The following is a 16,902-nucleotide window of genomic DNA, read 5'->3' on the forward strand; positions in this document are numbered from 1 at the left end:
CGAATCTAGGAACGCTTATTCCTCGCCCTGCTGGCTCCGGTGGCGTGAGGCGGCGCGTGAGCGGCGGTCGTCGATAAGCAGCGGGTTCTGTTCCGCTGGAAGCGCGGTCGCGGCTTCGTTCTGCAGGACTCCCACGTGGTCAAGCTGCCCCGAGACTTCCCGCACGCGCTCCGCGGCGGCTAGCTGCTCAGGGCTGCGGCGCAACGCCACTTGGCAGTACACCAGGAAGGCCACCAACGTAGACACAGCGCCCACGTACATGCCAATAGATGCCCCCTCAGCGGCACCGCCGCGGTACCAGAATCCCCACAAGTTAACGAAAAAGGAGATGGTCACCATCATCCATGCGGCGAGAGCCACAGACGTCCGCCGCGTAAGGATCGTAGCGGTAGTCAGAATTCCCACGCCACCCAACGCTAACCAGGCGCTAACGGTCTCCATAAGTGAGATTCGCACTCCCTCGGCGGTTCCGCCTACGAAGAGTGCTTCCCATCCACGGGCATCACCGGCATAAGGCAACACCAGATACGCTACCCACGCCACGACAGACACGATGAGCGCATATTTGTGCTTTCCCAGTTCGATGGTCTTCGCCGCGCGCTTTTCTGCGGCGACAGCATCGCGCACCTGCTTCAAGTCATCACTCATAGAATCGGAGCCTACTCCCTTCTAGCAGCCACAGGAATCAGCGGGAGCGCTGGGCTTGCCGACGCCCGGCAGGCCCAGCCCCACCCCAATCGGTGCCGTGGTGGGGGTCTGCCCCGCAGCCGACATGTCGCCGGCCTTGGTGCGGCGGTGCTCACTGACACCGGAATCGGCCATGAGGAAGAAAGAGCCCGCATCCGTCACGGTGGTGTGCACGACATCGCCAGGGCGAATCTCCGCGGAGATGTCCTTGCCCTCACCATCGACCGGCGCAAAGTGAACGAGGCGGCCATCGCGAGCACGGCCGGTAAGACGGTGGGTCTCGGCGGACTTACGGCCGCCTTCCGCCTGGACCAGGAGCTCCACATCGGTGCCAATGAGCTTCGCGTTCTCCTCGGCCTGGATGGAGTCTTGGAGCGCTACGAGGCGCTCGAAGCGCTCCTGCACTACCTCCTTCGGGATCTGGTTCTCCATGACCGCAGCCGGGGTTCCCGGACGCGGCGAATACTGGAAGGTAAACGCGGAGGCAAAGCGGGCGCGACGCACGACATCCAGGGTGGCCTCAAAGTCCTCCTCCGTCTCACCGGGGAAGCCCACGATGATATCGGTGGTGATGGCGGCGTGCGGCATTTTCTCGCGCACTTCGTCGAGGATGCCTAGGAACTTCTTCGTGCGGTAGGAACGGCGCATGTCTTTGAGCACCTTGTCGGAGCCAGACTGCAGCGGCATGTGCAACTGTGGGCACACAGCCGGAGTCTCCGCCATGGCATCGATGACGTCGGAGGTGAACTCTGCCGGGTGCGGGGAAGTAAAGCGCAGGCGCTCAAGCCACTCGATCTTGCCCACTTCCCGCAGCAGCTTGGAAAAGGCGAAGCGGTCTCGCGGCAGGTCCGGGTCAGCGAAATTGACGCCATAGGCATTGACGTTTTGGCCCAGCAACGTCACCTCGGACACTCCCTGCTCCACCAAGGCCTGAACCTCTGCGAGGATGTCGCCAGGGCGGCGGTCCTCTTCCTTGCCGCGCAGGGAAGGAACGATGCAGAAAGTACAGGTGTTATTGCAGCCCACGGAGACCGATACCCACCCGGCATAGGCGGACTCGCGCTTGGCCGGCAGCACGGAGGGAAAAGCCTCAAGCGCGTCGACGATTTCAACCTGGGCCTCATCATTGTGGCGGGCGCGTTCGAGAAGTGTCGGCAAAGCCGCCATGTTGTGGGTGCCGAATACCGCATCGACCCACGGCGCGTGGTCAAGGACTGTGTCCTTATCCTTTTGCGCCAAGCAGCCGCCCACCGCAATTTGCATGCCGGGGTGGTTCTCTTTCGTCTTCTTGAGCGCACCCAGGGTGCCATACAAACGCTTATCGGCGTTCTCGCGTACTGCGCAGGTGTTGAAGACGATGAGGTCAGGCTCGACGCCATCCGGTACTGCCGAATATCCGGCTTCCTCTAGCAGGCCGGAGATGCGCTCTGAGTCATGAACGTTCATTTGGCAGCCAAAAGTCCGCACCTCATAGGTGCGGGGCTGAGTATTACTTACGGGGGAGGTCACGGGGGGACATTCTAACTGGCCAGTCCGACTACTCATAATGCCTTTAATTCGGTGATGCGCGCATCAAGAGCCTCGATGGATATGCGCATGACAAGTTCCTGGTTGTAGCCGCGCCGCGCGAGCGTTCCTACGATGCGGCGCAGGAATTTGTCCCTTTCATGCCGGTCGGCCGGAACCTTTTTAAGCGTCCGTGCCTTCTTCTCCGCGACCTGGCGGGCGACAGCCTCTTCAGATGCTTCTGTAATCTGCTCTAAGGCTGCGGCCCGATCAGCGGCATCAACGCCCTTCTCCTTGAGCTCCACGTTGAGGGCGCGGGACGACTTGCCGCGCCGCGCATGGCGTTGGCGAACCCATTCCTTGGCAAAGCTCGCGTCATCAACAAGGCCGACATCTGCGAGGTCATCAACAACTTCCTCGACCACGTCGGGCTCGAAGTCCGCAGCAACAAGGCGGTCACGCAGTTCCTTGCGGGAACGCGCTCTCTGGTCCAGCAGACCGAGCGCACGAGAACGCACGGGAGCCTTCGCAGCTTCGGCTTCTGCGTCAACTAGCTGTCCGCCCGCGTCACCTGATTCATAGGATTCGAGGGCCTGGCGCAGCTTCTCAATCTTCTCCGGTGAGGGTTGTGCCATAGATCCCGTTTAGTCGTCGTCGAAATCGACGTTCGGAACCAGATCCACAGACTCATCCGTCAGCGGATCATCTGCTCCTGGCACATCCATGGCCACGTTGTCGCCACTCTCGGCAGCGGCAGCACCCACACCGAGCTTGACAAAGATCTTCTTCTCAATCTCATCCGCCAGATCCGGATTATCCTTGAGGAAGTTACGAGCCTTCTCCTTGCCTTGGCCCAGCTGGTCACCCTCATAGGTAAACCAGGAACCAGACTTCTTGATGAAGCCGTGTTCGACGCCCAAGTCAATAATGGAAGACTCGCGCGAAATACCTTCGCCATACATGATGTCGAACTCAGCGATCTTGAACGGCGGGGAGACCTTGTTCTTTACAACCTTGAGCTTGGTGCGGTTACCGATGGCATCCTGGCCGTCCTTCAAGGTTTGGATTCGGCGGATATCGCAGCGCACCGAAGCATAGAACTTCAGCGCCTTACCACCAGTCGTGGTCTCCGGCGAACCAAACATCACGCCGATCTTCTCACGCAGCTGGTTGATGAAGATGGCGGTGGTCCCCGAGTTATACAGAGCACCCGTCATCTTACGCAGCGCCTGGGACATGAGACGAGCTTGGAGGCCAACGTGGCTATCACCCATCTCACCTTCGATCTCCGCCTTGGGGGTCAGGGCAGCAACCGAGTCAATCACGATGATGTCAATGGCGCCAGAGCGCACGAGCATATCGGCGATTTCCAAAGCCTGCTCACCAGTATCCGGCTGGGAGACCAGCAGGTTATCGGTATCAACGCCAAGCAGACGTGCGTACTCCGGATCGAGAGCGTGCTCAGCATCGATGAAGGCCGCAATACCGCCAGTCTTCTGCGCCGATGCAATCGCGTGCAGAGCAACGGTAGTTTTACCCGAGGATTCCGGACCATAAATCTCCACGATACGGCCACGCGGGAAACCGCCGACACCCAATGCGATATCGATGGCCGTATTACCGGAGGAAATAGCCTGGATTGGCGGGCGATCATCATCACCCAGGCGCATAACGGCGCCCTTACCAAAATCCTTCTCAATCATCGCCATGGCAGCGTCAAGGGCTTTTTGACGATCATCGCCCTTGCTTGCTGCCGAGGACTTCTTCTTCGTAGCCATTCATTTCCTCACTATCGTGCGTCAGTTGTAGTGCGTTCTTACGCGTTAATTAAAGGTGGCACCTAATTAGACTGCCACGTGGCAGCTGAGGTTCCCTGGCGCGACTCAAACAGCCTTAGCACCCTCTCCTCAAGCCACGAAGTCACCCTAACGTGCCCGCCGGACCACGTCCCACAATACACACACAAGTGTTCGATTTTCCATTTCGCCCTAACGCGTGTCTAAGCGGCAGTCTCCACTACTGAAGTACCAGGGGGCCGCCCTGCTCTTGCCGCGAGAAAGTCACCTTCTCAGTAGCCTGAAGAACGGCCACCTCCTCCCCTAACGAGCTGCAAACATCCAGGTCATCGAGGTCAGCCCTGCTACTCATATACTTGGAATACCCCGGCCCTTGCACATCACGGTAGAGCTCAACGCTACCCGCCGCCGGTGGCACCCACTCATCGTCCTCATCTGTACCTCCCTGCCAGGTTCCATCACTGGCGGCGAGGACATCCCTTTCGGTAGCGCCGGGGCAAATAATGATCACCCGTTCATACTCCGAATCGAAGATGTCACCGATCGGCATGTCTACGCTTCCCGGCTCCCCTTCCTCGACCCCAGCGGCCTCATCGATATTTTCGATGACATTCGCGGAATTCACCAACGAACATCCAGCTAGGCCGCCTATGGCCACACCGGAAAGAAGTACTACTGCCCCATAGCGCGCCCTAAGGCACCCTAAACCCTTAAGCCACGCTTGTTTCTGCCCTATTTCCATGCACCAAAGATACCCCATTCGGGGTGGATGTGCCGCCTAAAATACGTGCTTGAACACTGTTCAAAAAGTGCTATTTGCTGCACAGTTATCCCACTGGATAAACTTTGGCCCATGAAAAAGAATTCCGTCGCGACTGACATCGCGTACGTCGCGGTCTTCACCGCGCTCATCATAGTCTTTGCTTTCGTCTCTATCCCCACCCCCACCGCGGGTGTGCCCATCGTTCTCCAAAATGCCGTTATCATCCTGGCCGGCCTGGTTCTTGGTGGCCGGCGCGGCCTCTTCGTCGGTCTGCTTTTTATAGCTCTCGGCCTCGTCGGCCTGCCCATCCTCGCCGGCGGACGTAGCGCGTTGAGTGCTCTCGCCGGCCCCACGGTTGGCTACCTCGTTGGCTACGTCGTCGCCCCGGCCATCGCTGGACTCATCGCCTACCGCGCCCCGCGCAACAAGGGCGGAATGACACTCATCCTCGCTATCGCCGGCGTCGTTGGCCTCGCCGTCCAGTACTTCTGCGGAATTCTCGGCTTGATGTACCGCTCTGACATGTCCCTCAGTGCAGCCACCATCGCCCAGGGGCCATTCCTCATCCCCGATCTCATCAAGGTCGCCGTGATGGTTGTCATCGCAGTCGGTGTCCATGCAGCGTTCCCGGACCTGATGGGCCGGCGCACCGCTAAGGCGAAGTAGCTCCCGTGCCGCAGATTGAATTCCGCAATGTGTCCGTCACCTTCGACGAGACGCCGGTGCTTAACGACGTTTCCCTCAACTTGAGCGAACAACGCATCGGCATCATCGGCGCCAACGGCGGCGGCAAGTCCACTCTGGTCCGACTCATCAACGGTCTCGGTGAGCCCTCGCGTGGTGAGGTCTTGGTGGACAGCATGAACGTCGCCAAGCACGGCAAAGAAATCCGACGCCGCGTAGGTTTCGTCTTTTCTGATGCCGAGAACCAGATCGTCATGCCGCAGGTACGCGATGACGTGGAGTTCTCTCTGCGCCGCCTCAAGCTATCCCGGGAGGAGCGCACCGCGCGCGTCGACGCCGCCCTCAGACGCTTCGGCCTCGACGCCCTGGCCGAGCAATCCCCACACTCGCTCTCCGGCGGGCAGAAACAGCTCCTCGCGCTGGCTGCGGTGCTGGTCATGGAACCGACCGTTATCATCGCCGACGAGCCGACAACCCTGCTCGATCTTCGCAACCGTGACCGCATTCGCCGCGAGTTTGACCGCCTGGAGCAGCAGCTGATCGTGGTTACCCACGACCTGGACTTCCTCTCCGACTTTGACCGCGTTCTGTGCATTGACGACCACCGCGTAGCCGCCGATGGAACACCCGACGAGGTCATTCCCTTCTATACGAAGCTCATGGAATCCCGCCCCCTCTAGTGCTCATGCCCAAGAACATCCCACTCGGCTTCTACGTCGATGCCAATACCATCATCCACCGCATCCCCGCCGCGGTGAAATTCCTCGTACTCATCGGCTTCATCCTCGTGACCTCGCTGGCGGTGCACACGATCGGCTGGGCAGCGTTGAGTCTCGCCTTCCCGCTGGTCCTCTTCCCCATTGCCCAGGTTCCCTTCCGCGTCGCGCTCGGCCAGCTCGCGCCGCCGCTCTATCTCCTCGTCGCGCTCGCTGCATTTCAGTGGTGGCAGAAGGACTTCACGGCGGCTGCCGTCATGTTCCTCACGATTTACGCGGCGATTAGCGCGGCGGTCCTGCTGACGCTCACGACGAAAGTCTCGGAAATGATGGACTCCCTGGATCGCGCCCTTGCCCCGCTGGGGCGCCTCGGGGTCCCCGTTGAGAACATCACGCTGGCGATGTCCCTGACTATTCGACTGCTTCCCCTCATGCTGGGAACCGTGGTCGAGGTGCTAGACGCACGAAAAGCCCGGGGCGCCACGGCATCATTAACCGCTTTTGGCACCCCGGTTATCATTCGCTCTATCCGCCGCGCACGCGCCATGGGTGAGGCGCTTCAAGCGCGCGGCGTCGGCGACTAAGCCTATTCTCCGCGCAGCTCGCGCAGGCGGGCCTGAACGGCATCGTTCTGCATGTTCGGCTGAGCCTGGGTTCCTGCCGAGCCGATTGCCTGCTGGGAGTTGCCCTCCACGGCCTTCGGGTTATTCATCTCCGCGCGAATCTGCTCGAGACGGGAGTGGCCAGCCAGTTGCACGCCGGCCTGCTCAATCTCCTGCATACGGTTAGACACGGAGTTCTCCGCGAGCTCTGCCTGACCCAGGGCCTTGGAGTAACGGCGCTCAATCTTGTCGCGCACCGCGTCCAGAGACGGGGTGTTGCCGTTGGCAGAAAGCTCATTCATCGAGTTGAGGGACTCGGAAACCTTCTCCTGCATCTTGGCCTGTTCAAGCTGGGACAGCAGCTTCGAGCGCTCGTTGACCTTCTCACGCAGGGCCATGCCATTGCGCTCGACGGCCTTCTTAGCCTGCTCCGCCTGCTGCAGCGCCTGATCATGCAGCTTCTTGGTGTCCTCAACAGACTCCTCGGCAGTTACCAACTGGGCGGCGAAGGCTTCTGCTGCGTTCTCATACTCGGTAGCCTTCTGCGCATCGCCCTCAGCACGAGCCTTGTCCGCCAAGTTCAGAGCGTTGCGGGTGTTCTGCTGCAGCTTTTCGATCTCGCTGAGACGGCGGTTGAGCTGCATCTCCAGCTGACGCTGGTTGCCGATGACCGCCGCAGCCTGCTGCGAGAGCTCCTGGTGCTGGCGCTGAGCTTCCTCGATTGCCTGCTCAATCTGTACCTTCGGATCAGCGTTCTCCTCGATCTTCGAATCGAAGAGAGCCATCAAGTACTTCCAGGCCTTTACGAATGGATTCGCCATAACAGAAGGTGCCTTTCTCAGCAGTTCGTTGTGTCTATAAAAAGTGTTCGAAGAGAATTCTCTGCCTGCCTAATATTAGCGAAGCAAGCAGTGCTACGCCGCGGTTCTACAGTTCCGATGCTGCGGGTGCGGTGGACGCTAGCTCCTCATCCATCGATGGCAGCGCCATGTAGCCAGCGGCCTCGATGAGAACATCGGAAACACTGACATCAAGCGCATGGCACACGGATGCCAGAAGCTCAGAGGAAACCTCCTTGCGGCCGCGCTCCAACTCCGAAAGGTATCCCGGGGACACGCGCGCTACACCGGCGAGCTCACGAAGGGTCACGCCCTTATCCGCACGGAAGGCGCGAAGCGTCAGTCCGAGCGCCTCACGCAGCAGCGGCTCAGGGGTCCGCGTCGACCGCGTGCTGGTCTGGGTGGGCTTATCAAGTAATGCAACTGAAGTGTTCATCACTCCGTACAACGGCCCAGCACTCCTCCTTGTTCCCACAATCAACTATTTTTCTTCAAGAGTTGATAGGAGAAGACTCAATGCTACCTCAACTGCACCGGCACGAATCGCGTTGCGCCCCTCAGCAGAAAGCTCATAGAGGACGCCGCGCTTGGCGACGCCCCCGTCGCCCCTCCCGCACAGCCCCACATACACGGTTCCCGCAGGTTTACCTTCTTGGAGGTCCGGCCCGGCCACACCAGTCAGCCCTATCCCCCAATCCGCACGCGTTTCGACAACTGCGGCCTCAGCCATCTGCGCGGCAGTTGCTGCGGACACCACGCCTTGATCGTCAAGCTCTTCCACGGTGGTGTTGAGGAAATGTGCCTTGACCTCTGTCGCATACGTCACCAGACCGCCCCGCAACACCGCCGAGGCTCCCGGCACGCTCGCCACCGTGGCAGCGGCTAAACCGGCAGTAAGGGACTCACAGAACGCCACGGTTTCGCCGCGCTCACGGAGCCTGGACACTAATTGCTCCTCGATGCTCACTGGTTCTCCCTACGGCCATCAATGAGATACTGGATGCCGGTCAGGACAGTAACGAAGGCGGCAGCCAACATGACGAGGAAGCTCGGAAGGTCCATCCACCCCGGCAGCGGACAGAGATACAACGCCACCGCCAAGGTCTGCAGCGCTGTCTTGAGCTTTCCGCCTTGGGAAGCCGGCACCACTTTTCCTTGGCGCAGCAAGAAGAAGCGCCAAATAGTGATTCCGAACTCACGGAAGAGAATGACGACGGTGATCCACACGGGCAGAGCACCAGTGATGTTGAGGCACACGAAGGCCGCGGTCATCAGAGCCTTATCCGCGATGGGATCCGCAATCTTGCCGAAATTTGTAATGAGCCCACGCGAGCGTGCGATATCGCCATCCAGCTTGTCTGTGAGCATGAGGAGCGCAAAGCATACAAAGGACCACCACTCATGTCCGGCCAAAACCAACCAGGCGAACAAGGGGATAAAGAGGATGCGCAAACTGGTCAAGATATTGGGAAGATTCCAATTGGAGACCTCGGGATTTACATCCGCGGTTTGAGAGTGGTTGTGCGCAGCCTGAGAATCATTCACGCCCTTCATCCTACCGTGGCCTCCCTACCCCTCGCGCGAGCACTACCATGGAAAATATGAAGTACTTCGCTGTCTCCTATGAATACAATCCATCCAACCCAGTCATCGCAAATGTTCGCCCGAAACACCGCGAGTTCATCGGCGCGCTCCATGAGAAAGGCCAGATCTGCGGATCGGGCCCCTTCACCGATTCCAAGGGTGGGGCTCTCATCGTCCTGCAATTTGAGGACGAGTCAATTGAGGTGGCCGAGGTAATCGCCCTCATGGACCAGGACCCCTTCTACGTTGAAGGCGCCGTCACTGGCCGTGCCTTCCGCGAGTGGAATCCCGTTATCAATTCCTTTTAAACTCTTCCCCCATGCTGCCCGGGACTCGGGCAGCACTCGGAGTTAGGGCAGCTCGGATTTCGGCAGGTCCTCTGCCTTGCCCACAAGCTCCCCCTGCTTGTTACGAACGATCTTGTTGCCAACATCGTCCCAGTCGTAGTGGTTGTGGGAAATCACCACGCCACCCTGAGTTTGGTCGCGCTTGTCTTTCCACACAGACAGCAACACAGTGATTGCGAGCACGCCGACGATGACCAACAGCGACATCAGCGTGGAAATCTCCGGCACGGCGGAAACATCCTCACCGCCATTAATGAACGGCAAGTTGTTCTCATGCAATGCATGGAACAACAGCTTGACGCCGATGAACAGCAGAATGATACCCAGGCCATAGGGCAGGTAAACCAGACGGTCCAACAGGCCATCGATGAGGAAGAACATCTGACGCAGGCCCATGAGCGCGAATGCGTTGGTGGTGAATACTAGGAAGGGCTCCGAGGTAATGCCGTAGATGGCGGGGATGGAGTCGAAGGCAAACATGACGTCGATAAGCCCAATTGCTGCCAGCGCCACGAACAGCGGGGTGAGCGCGAACTTCCCCTTCTTCTCCCCGGACTCTTCACGGTGGGTGAGCTTATCTCCGTGGTAGCGCGGGGTTACGTGTACGACCTTGCGCAGCCACTTAACCACCAGCATGTCATTGGGGTCAGTCTCCGGGGCGTCGTTGATCTCATCGATGAGCAGCTTCACTGCGGTGTAAATGAGGAAGATTGCGAAGATGTAGAAGACATCAGACCATGCAGCGATAATTGCCGCGCCCAACAAAATGAAAATGAGGCGGAATACCAGGGCCAAAACGATTCCGATGAGGAGCACCTTCTGCTGGTATCTGCGGGGGATTTTGAAGGATCCCATGATGAGCGAGAAGACGAATAGATTGTCCACGCTCAGCGCCTGTTCCGTCACCCAACCGGTGTAGAACTGTGCGGCATGTTCGCTGTCCCACAGCACCCATACAACTCCGCCGAAGACAACGGCGATTGCCATATAAAACAGCGTCCACCCACCGGATTCCTTGAGCGTAGGCTCATGGGGCGAGCGAACGTGGCTGTAGAAATCGAAAATAAAAAAGCCCAGAATCACCGCCATGGTGATGGCCCAAACCCACAATGGTACGTGCATAATGCGCTATCCCTCCGGTCGACGCGACAACAAAGACCGGAGGTCTCCCCCGCTAGTGATGCTTACGCAGAGCAACGCTAGCCGGCGCGACCGGGAACTGTACCGCAGTTGCCGTGTTGACGATCGACGCCGAGGATTGGGGTACTCCCCTCCAAGACCCGCCCTATCCTACACGGAACTTAGAACGCACCTGTGGAGGGGTTGGCAGAGATTTCGACGGTGCGGGTATCTGCTGACTCGTCCTCAGTTCCGTCTGCACCTTCAGCCTCTTGGACTTCCTTCGGTGCCTCTGCCGGGTCAGCTCCCTTGATCATCCAAATGATGGTGTCGAGCTCTTCCGGTTTGACCAGCACCTCACGGGCCTTGGAGCCTTCCGAAGGCCCAACCACACCCCGTGATTCCATGAGGTCCATGAGGCGGCCGGCCTTGGCAAAGCCGATGCGCAGCTTGCGCTGAAGCATCGACGTGGAGCCCAACTGGGATGTGACCACGAGGTCGACGGCCTCCAAGAGGTCGTCCATGTCCTTGCCGATCTCCTCGTCGATCTCCTTCTTGGCGTCCTTGGCTTTATCCTCCGTGACACCTTCGGTGTAGTTCGGTGTGCCTTGTGCCTTCGCGGCGTCGACAACCGCTTGCACTTCCTCATCCGAGACGAACGCGCCCTGCATGCGCACTGGGCGCCCGCCCTGCGGGATAAACAGGCCATCGCCCATACCGATGAGCTTCTCGGCACCACCCTGGTCCAAGATGACGCGGGAGTCCGTGAGCGAGGAGGTCGCGAACGCCAGGCGGGACGGCACGTTGGTCTTGATAAGGCCGGTGACCACGTCCACGGACGGGCGCTGTGTTGCGAGCACGAGGTGGATACCCGCCGCACGGGCCTTCTGGGTGATGCGGACGATGGAGTCCTCGATCTCCTTCGGCGCCGTCATCATGAGGTCCGCGAGCTCGTCCACGACGCACACGATGTAGGGGTACGGGCGCATCTCTCGCTGGGAGCCAGCCGGGGCCTGGTATTCGCCGCTGCGAACCTTGCGGTTGAAATCCTCGATCTTGCGCACGCGGGCAGCCTGCATGTCCATGTAGCGCTGCTCCATCTCCTCCACCAGCCATTGCAGGGCCGCTGCGGCCTTCTTCGGCTGCGTAATGATCGGGGTGATGAGGTGCGGGATGCCCTCGTAGGGTGTGAGCTCGACCATCTTCGGATCCACCAGGATGAGGCGAACGTCTTCCGGGGTCGCGCGAGTCAGCAGCGAGACCAGCATCGAGTTCACGAACGCCGACTTACCTGAACCGGTTGCACCGGCCACGAGAAGGTGCGGCATCTTCTTCACGGAGAAGGAGGTGAATTGGCCCTCGATGTCCTTGCCCAAGCCAATGAGCATTGGATCGTTATCAGCACGCAATGCCGGGGAATCCAAAACATCACGCAGGCGCACCATTTCACGGTCCGCATTAGGCACCTCGATACCGACTGCAGACTTGCCCGGAATCGGGGTCAACAGGCGCAGGTTATCCGTCGCCACTGCATAAGCCAGATTGGACTGCAGGTTCGTAATCTTCGAAACCTTGACGCCTGGTCCCAGCTCAATTTCATAGCGCGTCACTGTAGGGCCACGGCTAAACCCGGTGACTTGGGCATCGACCTTAAACTCCTCAAAGACTTCAGTGATGGCTTCGATAATGCGGTCGTTGGCCTCCGTGCGAGCCTTCGCAGGCTTGCCGGCCGTAAGCAGGTCAGTCGTCGGCACGTCATAACCGCCCCCCAGTGCGGTATCTTCCGCACCGCTCGGCGCCGCCGGCGCTTGTTGCGCCGCGTCTTGAACATCCTCGTCGACCTTGGCGCCCGTGCGCGCATCGCGCCCGGAACGCTCCTGGAACATACGGACGGCCTCGGAGTGTGCGGCGGAGACAACGTCCTCCCCAGCCGACGCTGCGCTTGCCGACGCCCCCGCGGCTGCCGCCCCCAGCGCCGCACCGGCGGCACCGCCAACGTCTACGCGGGGACGCTTCTGCTGTGCAGGCTTGTGCGCAGGTTTCTCAACCGGCTTCTCGACAGGTTTCGGTGCTGCCTTCTGCTTCTGCTCCGGCTCCGGAACAACGGGGATCTCGTCGGTGTCATCGACGCGGCGCTCGGGCACGGCATCAAAGGAGGGGCGGCCGTGTTGGACCGGTTCCTGCTTCATGGGCTGTGCCGCCGAGTCAAAGGAGACCGTGGCGTTCTCATCCGGCGCAACGGCCGGGTAGCTCTGCGTGTGCTGCGTGCGCTGGCGCTGGCGCGGTCGCGGAGTATGGACCGGGCGCGTGGGGCGCTCGCGCCCCTCGGCGATGGCGTCGATGTCATCGCTGACATAGCCGTAGTCGTCTGCGGAGGCGTCGTCAAGCAGCTCATACTCCGAGCGGCCCTTCCGATCGCGGAGTCCACCGACGAGCGCAGAGAATTGGGCAGCCACGAAGTCATAGGCTTCGCGCAGGGTGATGCCGGTGATGTTGAGCGCCCCATAGACAATCAATAGGAAGAGCAACGGCACGGCCACGTAGCTAGAGAAGGCTGCTACGAGCAGCTCACCGATAGCAAAACCGATAGCGCCTCCGGCCTCTCCGGCGGCGTTCTTATTCCACGTAAGGTCCGGGAGCCCAGCAAAGATATGGATAAGGCTCAGCATGCAGACCACGATGAGGGCCGTGCCGCCAACCACGCGCGGCTTGAAGTGGCCGGCCGGGCCGGAAAGATCCATCATGAGCGCGATGGCTACGGCGATGAGCGCAACAGGAAGAACATAGGCGCCCGCGCCAATCACATAGCGCACAGCATTGGTGAGGTACTCACCGATAATGCCAGCCACTTGGAACCACGTAGCGCATGCCAAGACGATGGCCACACCAATCAGCACGAGCGCGACCGCATCCGGGTTGGAGACGCGAATGCTCTTCTCTACCCGGGCGGGGCGCTCCATGATGGTCGTCGGCATCTCGGACTCAACGTCCTGGGCACGGGTCACCTTGCTTTTCGACGAGGCGCCACCCTCAGCCCTGTTGCTAGTTCTCTTATTCTTCGCGCGTCCAGAAATTTCCCCTGGCTCCCTCACATCGTCGTAATCATCAAAAGCCTCTTCGTCATAGGACGCATCATAAGCGGGATCATAAAGATCCTCGTCCCGATCTCTCGCTTCAGCTGGCTTGAGTCCGGCGAGGCCATGCCCGACTCCCCGCGCCATGCTCCCCATGCCCCGGGCCGTAGCGCCAAATACGGTGCCCAGCCCGTGACCAACGGCACGAAAGGCGCTGCCGGTCCTCTCTTCGGAGGTCTCGGCAGCGCGGGTTGCAGACGACAGCGAGTAGCTTGTGCGGCCCGACGGTCGCGAGCGATTAGCCGTGCGACCTCGGCCGGAGGCGCGAGACGGAGCGTTCTTGACAGACATGATTGCCACTCTAGTAGCAAAAGCCCCATTAACAACATGCGCCACACACGTATGGCGAAGAAAATTAGCAGTTCAGCCTACAGGCTTGACCTTACGATTGCAGATTCATCGCCTTCAATCTCGACATCAGCGACGTCGCGGCCGAAGGCCCACAAGAGCACCTCGGACACGGTACCTCGTACGCGAACCACAGCGTCGCCTTGTCCAGACACACGGTGTCTATCCGCAGCCACGATCGGCGGGAAACCTTGTGGCTCCAGGACAACGGGCAGGCGCGAGTGCGACAACAGCCGTGTGCCTAGCAGTTTCAACGGCGCCAGTAGCTCTTTGTTGACTGCTCGTGAAAGATCTCTTGGTTCAATGCGGCCATTAGCTCGGCGGATATCCTCGTGGTGGACAAAGTGCTCGGCCGCGTTGAACACAGAGTCTGCATAGCGCAGAGGGCTAAACCTAGATGCTCCCCTCCCCCACGCATCCACCAGCTCCTCATACGTCATGCCCTCGCGGACCCCATCCGCGACGCTCCGTGTATGAGAGGACAGCGCTGGAATAAAGGAACCGAGCACAGCATCAGGGCGGTTCTCACGCACCCACAAATGCGTTGCTAGGTCCCGGGTTGTCCACCCTTCGCACAACGTCGGAGCATCAGGGCCAAGCTCATGGAACAACGCCACCATCTTGGCGCGCTCTGCTGAAGAAAACGACATGCGCCCCAGCATACCCACCGGAGGCGGGAACACTGGGGCGCTTGCGGCCTTAGCTTTAGAGCGATTCGCGCGAAGCGTGAACTTCGTCGTCGTCAGGCAACAGGATATCCGAGTTCGTCGGAACGATGGTCGGCAGAATCACCGGCTCGCGCTTGTACTTGGAGTCCATGAGCTTCGATACCTTGCGGCGCAGCTTCTGCACCATGCGGTAGGTATCGTTCTCTCCCTCAGCGGCGAGGTCGTTCATGGTGTTCTCCACCATCTCGGCGACCTCAGGCACGATACCGCGGTCATCTTCGGAGAAGCCCGTCGTGGACACCGTCGGATGCTCAAGCAGGCGCGACGTGCGGTTATCGATGACACAGGTGATGGAAACGACACCGCCGGCACCCAGGTTGGTGCGGTCCGCGAGGGTATCGGCATCGACATCACCCATCGACACACCATCGACGTAGAGGTTGCCCACCGGGATCTGGCCGACGACCTCAGCACGGCCGTTGCGCAGATCGACGACAACGCCGTTCTGCGCAAGGACCACGCGATCACGGGCCACACCAGTGGAGACTGCCAGCTCCTTGTTTGCACGCAGGTGGCGCCACTCGCCGTGCACCGGCATGGCATTCTTCGGGCGTGCAGCGTTGTAAAGGAAGAGCAGCTCGCCACCATAGCCGTGGCCGGAGGCGTGGACCTTAGCTTCCTTGTTCGTGATGACCTCAGCGCCAATCTGGGACAGCATGTTGATAACGCCGAACACGGCCTCCTCATTACCCGGAATCAGGGAGGAGGAGAAGATGATGAGGTCACCATCGCGGACGGTGATCTGGCGATGCTCACGACGGGCCATGCGGGACAGCGCCGCCATCGGCTCACCCTGGGTACCGGTGGTGATGAGCAGTACCTTGTGCGGAGCCATCTTGGCTGCCTCATCGATCGGGATGATGGTGCCGCGCGGAACCTTCAGGAAGCCCATCTTCTCCGCGATTTCCATGTTGCGCATCATGGAGCGGCCGTTGAACGCAACCTTGCGGCCGGCGGCCACGGCGGCGTCGATAGCCGCCTGCACGCGGTAGACGTTCGAGGCGAAGGAAGCGATGATCACGCGCTGCTTGGCCCCAGAAACTAGGCGCTTAAACGTTGCCGGAATGTCACCCTCAGAGGCGGACACACCCGGGATGTTGGCATTGGTGGAATCGCACAGCATGAGGTCCACGCCTTCGTCGCCGTAGCGCGACAGGGCCGGCAGGTCCGTCGGGCGGTTATCCAGCGGGGTCTGGTCCAGCTTGATATCACCGGTGTGGATGATGTTGCCAGCCGGGGTTCCCAGCATGACGCCGAGGGCATCCGGGACGGAGTGGTTCACTGCCCAGAAGCGGCAACGGAACGGACCGTAATTCACATCGGACATCTCATTGACCTCAACGAACTTCGGCTTCTGGCGGTGTTCCTTACACTTGGCAGCAATCAACGCAATAGTGAAGCGGGATGCCACAATCGGGATATCCGGGCGCAGCTTCAGCAGCCACGGGATAGCACCAATGTGGTCCTCGTGCGCGTGGGTTACGACGAGCGCCTTGACCTTGTGAATCTTCTTCTCAATCGGGCCAAAGTCCGGGAGAATCAGGTCCACACCAGGCTCACCGGAGGACGGGAAGAGCACACCACAGTCGATGATGAGCATCTCATCCTGGTACTCAAAGACGGTCATATTTCGACCGATCTCGGAAATACCGCCCAAGGCATAGATACGCAGAGAGTCCTTCTGCTGCTTCGGCGGCTCCGGCAGACGCTTGGTCAGATCCGCGCCCTGCATGGACTTAGGCACGTTGCGACGGCCGCGGTTGTTGTTGCGATTGCGGTTGTTACGACCACCGTTGTTGTTATTGCCGTTGTTGTGGTTGTTGTTGCCGCCGCGGCCGCGACCACGGCCGCCACGGGAACCACGAGAACGGGAACGACGGTTGCCGTCGTCAGAGTTTCCAGACTCCTTAGAGGATGCGCCGGAAGCAGCCGATTCCTTCGGTGCTTGGAAAACCGGCGAAGCCGCCTCATTCGAGGCGGTCTCAGTCTCCGAAGGCGGACCCGCCTTACGGGTCACCTTGCGGGAACGGTTACGGGATTCAGTCATTC

At 60.0% G+C, this 16,902-nt stretch carries 17 protein-coding genes; 4 read left to right on the forward strand and 13 right to left on the reverse strand.

What is annotated here, in order from left to right; translation table 11 throughout:
* Nucleotides 1-15: 15 nt before the first annotated feature.
* The 5 genes from QP999_RS10225 to QP999_RS10245 all read right to left on the reverse strand — a co-directional run bounded on the left by QP999_RS10225 (nucleotide 16) and on the right by QP999_RS10245 (nucleotide 4,614).
* Nucleotides 16-648, reverse strand: a complete 633-nt coding sequence (locus QP999_RS10225; RefSeq protein ID WP_070524499.1) for an Rv2732c family membrane protein — start codon at nucleotides 646-648, stop codon at nucleotides 16-18.
* Nucleotides 649-669: 21 nt separating this feature from the next.
* Complete coding sequence (gene miaB, locus QP999_RS10230; RefSeq protein ID WP_284848246.1) at nucleotides 670-2,232, reverse strand: tRNA (N6-isopentenyl adenosine(37)-C2)-methylthiotransferase MiaB; 1,563 nt, start codon at nucleotides 2,230-2,232, stop codon at nucleotides 670-672.
* The gene (gene recX / locus QP999_RS10235; RefSeq protein WP_284848247.1) at nucleotides 2,229-2,828 is read right to left on the reverse strand and encodes a recombination regulator RecX; all 600 of its coding nucleotides are present in this window, start codon (nucleotides 2,826-2,828) and stop codon (nucleotides 2,229-2,231) included. The genes miaB and recX overlap by 4 nt, the downstream gene beginning before the upstream one ends.
* Before the next feature lie 9 nt (nucleotides 2,829-2,837).
* Entirely contained in the window at nucleotides 2,838-3,971 is a 1,134-nt protein-coding gene (recA, locus tag QP999_RS10240) for a recombinase RecA (RefSeq protein ID WP_070524502.1), read from the reverse strand.
* 238 nt (nucleotides 3,972-4,209) lie between these two features.
* Nucleotides 4,210-4,614, reverse strand: a complete 405-nt coding sequence (locus QP999_RS10245; protein ID WP_284848248.1) for a hypothetical protein — start codon at nucleotides 4,612-4,614, stop codon at nucleotides 4,210-4,212.
* Between the two features lie 228 nt (nucleotides 4,615-4,842).
* Between QP999_RS10245 and QP999_RS10250 the strand changes: the two genes are divergently transcribed.
* Genes QP999_RS10250 through QP999_RS10260 form a run of 3 tightly spaced genes read left to right on the forward strand, consistent with a single transcriptional unit; the run spans nucleotide 4,843 to nucleotide 6,736 of the window.
* Nucleotides 4,843-5,418: a biotin transporter BioY gene (locus QP999_RS10250; RefSeq protein WP_284848249.1), complete on the forward strand. Its 576-nt coding sequence runs from the start codon at nucleotides 4,843-4,845 to the stop codon at nucleotides 5,416-5,418.
* Nucleotides 5,419-5,423: 5 nt separating this feature from the next.
* Nucleotides 5,424-6,116 carry an energy-coupling factor ABC transporter ATP-binding protein gene (locus QP999_RS10255; RefSeq protein WP_284848250.1) on the forward strand — a complete coding sequence of 231 codons (693 nt, stop codon included), beginning with the start codon at nucleotides 5,424-5,426 and terminating at the stop codon, nucleotides 6,114-6,116.
* A 5-nt stretch (nucleotides 6,117-6,121) separates the two neighbouring features.
* On the forward strand, nucleotides 6,122-6,736 hold the full coding sequence (locus QP999_RS10260) for an energy-coupling factor transporter transmembrane component T family protein (RefSeq protein WP_269948081.1): 615 nt from the start codon (nucleotides 6,122-6,124) through the stop codon (nucleotides 6,734-6,736).
* A gap of 2 nt (nucleotides 6,737-6,738) precedes the next feature.
* Here QP999_RS10260 and QP999_RS10265 read toward each other — a convergent pair whose 3' ends face one another.
* The 4 genes from QP999_RS10265 to pgsA form a co-directional block, all read right to left on the reverse strand.
* Complete coding sequence (locus QP999_RS10265; RefSeq protein WP_144675135.1) at nucleotides 6,739-7,575, reverse strand: PspA/IM30 family protein; 837 nt, start codon at nucleotides 7,573-7,575, stop codon at nucleotides 6,739-6,741.
* A 106-nt stretch (nucleotides 7,576-7,681) separates the two neighbouring features.
* Nucleotides 7,682-8,029 carry a helix-turn-helix domain-containing protein gene (locus QP999_RS10270; protein WP_070531432.1) on the reverse strand — a complete coding sequence of 116 codons (348 nt, stop codon included), beginning with the start codon at nucleotides 8,027-8,029 and terminating at the stop codon, nucleotides 7,682-7,684.
* A gap of 45 nt (nucleotides 8,030-8,074) precedes the next feature.
* On the reverse strand, nucleotides 8,075-8,560 hold the full coding sequence (locus QP999_RS10275; protein ID WP_101735656.1) for a nicotinamide-nucleotide amidohydrolase family protein: 486 nt from the start codon (nucleotides 8,558-8,560) through the stop codon (nucleotides 8,075-8,077).
* Nucleotides 8,557-9,147: a CDP-diacylglycerol--glycerol-3-phosphate 3-phosphatidyltransferase gene (gene pgsA / locus QP999_RS10280; RefSeq protein WP_180952027.1), complete on the reverse strand. Its 591-nt coding sequence runs from the start codon at nucleotides 9,145-9,147 to the stop codon at nucleotides 8,557-8,559. Before pgsA ends, QP999_RS10275 begins: the two co-directional genes overlap by 4 nt.
* A gap of 47 nt (nucleotides 9,148-9,194) precedes the next feature.
* Here pgsA and QP999_RS10285 point away from each other — a divergent pair, with 47 nt between their 5' ends.
* Nucleotides 9,195-9,485 (forward strand): YciI family protein, encoded by a 291-nt coding sequence (locus QP999_RS10285; RefSeq protein ID WP_101735655.1) that lies wholly within the window; start codon nucleotides 9,195-9,197, stop codon nucleotides 9,483-9,485.
* A gap of 42 nt (nucleotides 9,486-9,527) precedes the next feature.
* Here QP999_RS10285 and QP999_RS10290 read toward each other — a convergent pair whose 3' ends face one another.
* From QP999_RS10290 to QP999_RS10305, 4 genes are all read right to left on the reverse strand, one after another.
* Entirely contained in the window at nucleotides 9,528-10,646 is a 1,119-nt protein-coding gene (locus QP999_RS10290) for a TerC family protein (RefSeq protein WP_193629347.1), read from the reverse strand.
* 179 nt (nucleotides 10,647-10,825) lie between these two features.
* Entirely contained in the window at nucleotides 10,826-14,068 is a 3,243-nt protein-coding gene (locus QP999_RS10295; protein WP_284848251.1) for a DNA translocase FtsK 4TM domain-containing protein, read from the reverse strand.
* A 77-nt stretch (nucleotides 14,069-14,145) separates the two neighbouring features.
* Nucleotides 14,146-14,787: a TIGR03085 family metal-binding protein gene (locus tag QP999_RS10300; RefSeq protein WP_070562887.1), complete on the reverse strand. Its 642-nt coding sequence runs from the start codon at nucleotides 14,785-14,787 to the stop codon at nucleotides 14,146-14,148.
* A 43-nt stretch (nucleotides 14,788-14,830) separates the two neighbouring features.
* A complete protein-coding gene (locus QP999_RS10305; protein ID WP_083303801.1) occupies nucleotides 14,831-16,900 on the reverse strand; it encodes a ribonuclease J in 2,070 nt (689 codons plus the stop codon).
* Between the last annotated feature and the right edge of the window lie 2 nt (nucleotides 16,901-16,902).

Origin of the sequence: Corynebacterium sp. MSK004, assembly GCF_030232515.1 — a bacterium.
Classification (GTDB): domain Bacteria; phylum Actinomycetota; class Actinomycetes; order Mycobacteriales; family Mycobacteriaceae; genus Corynebacterium; species Corynebacterium hesseae.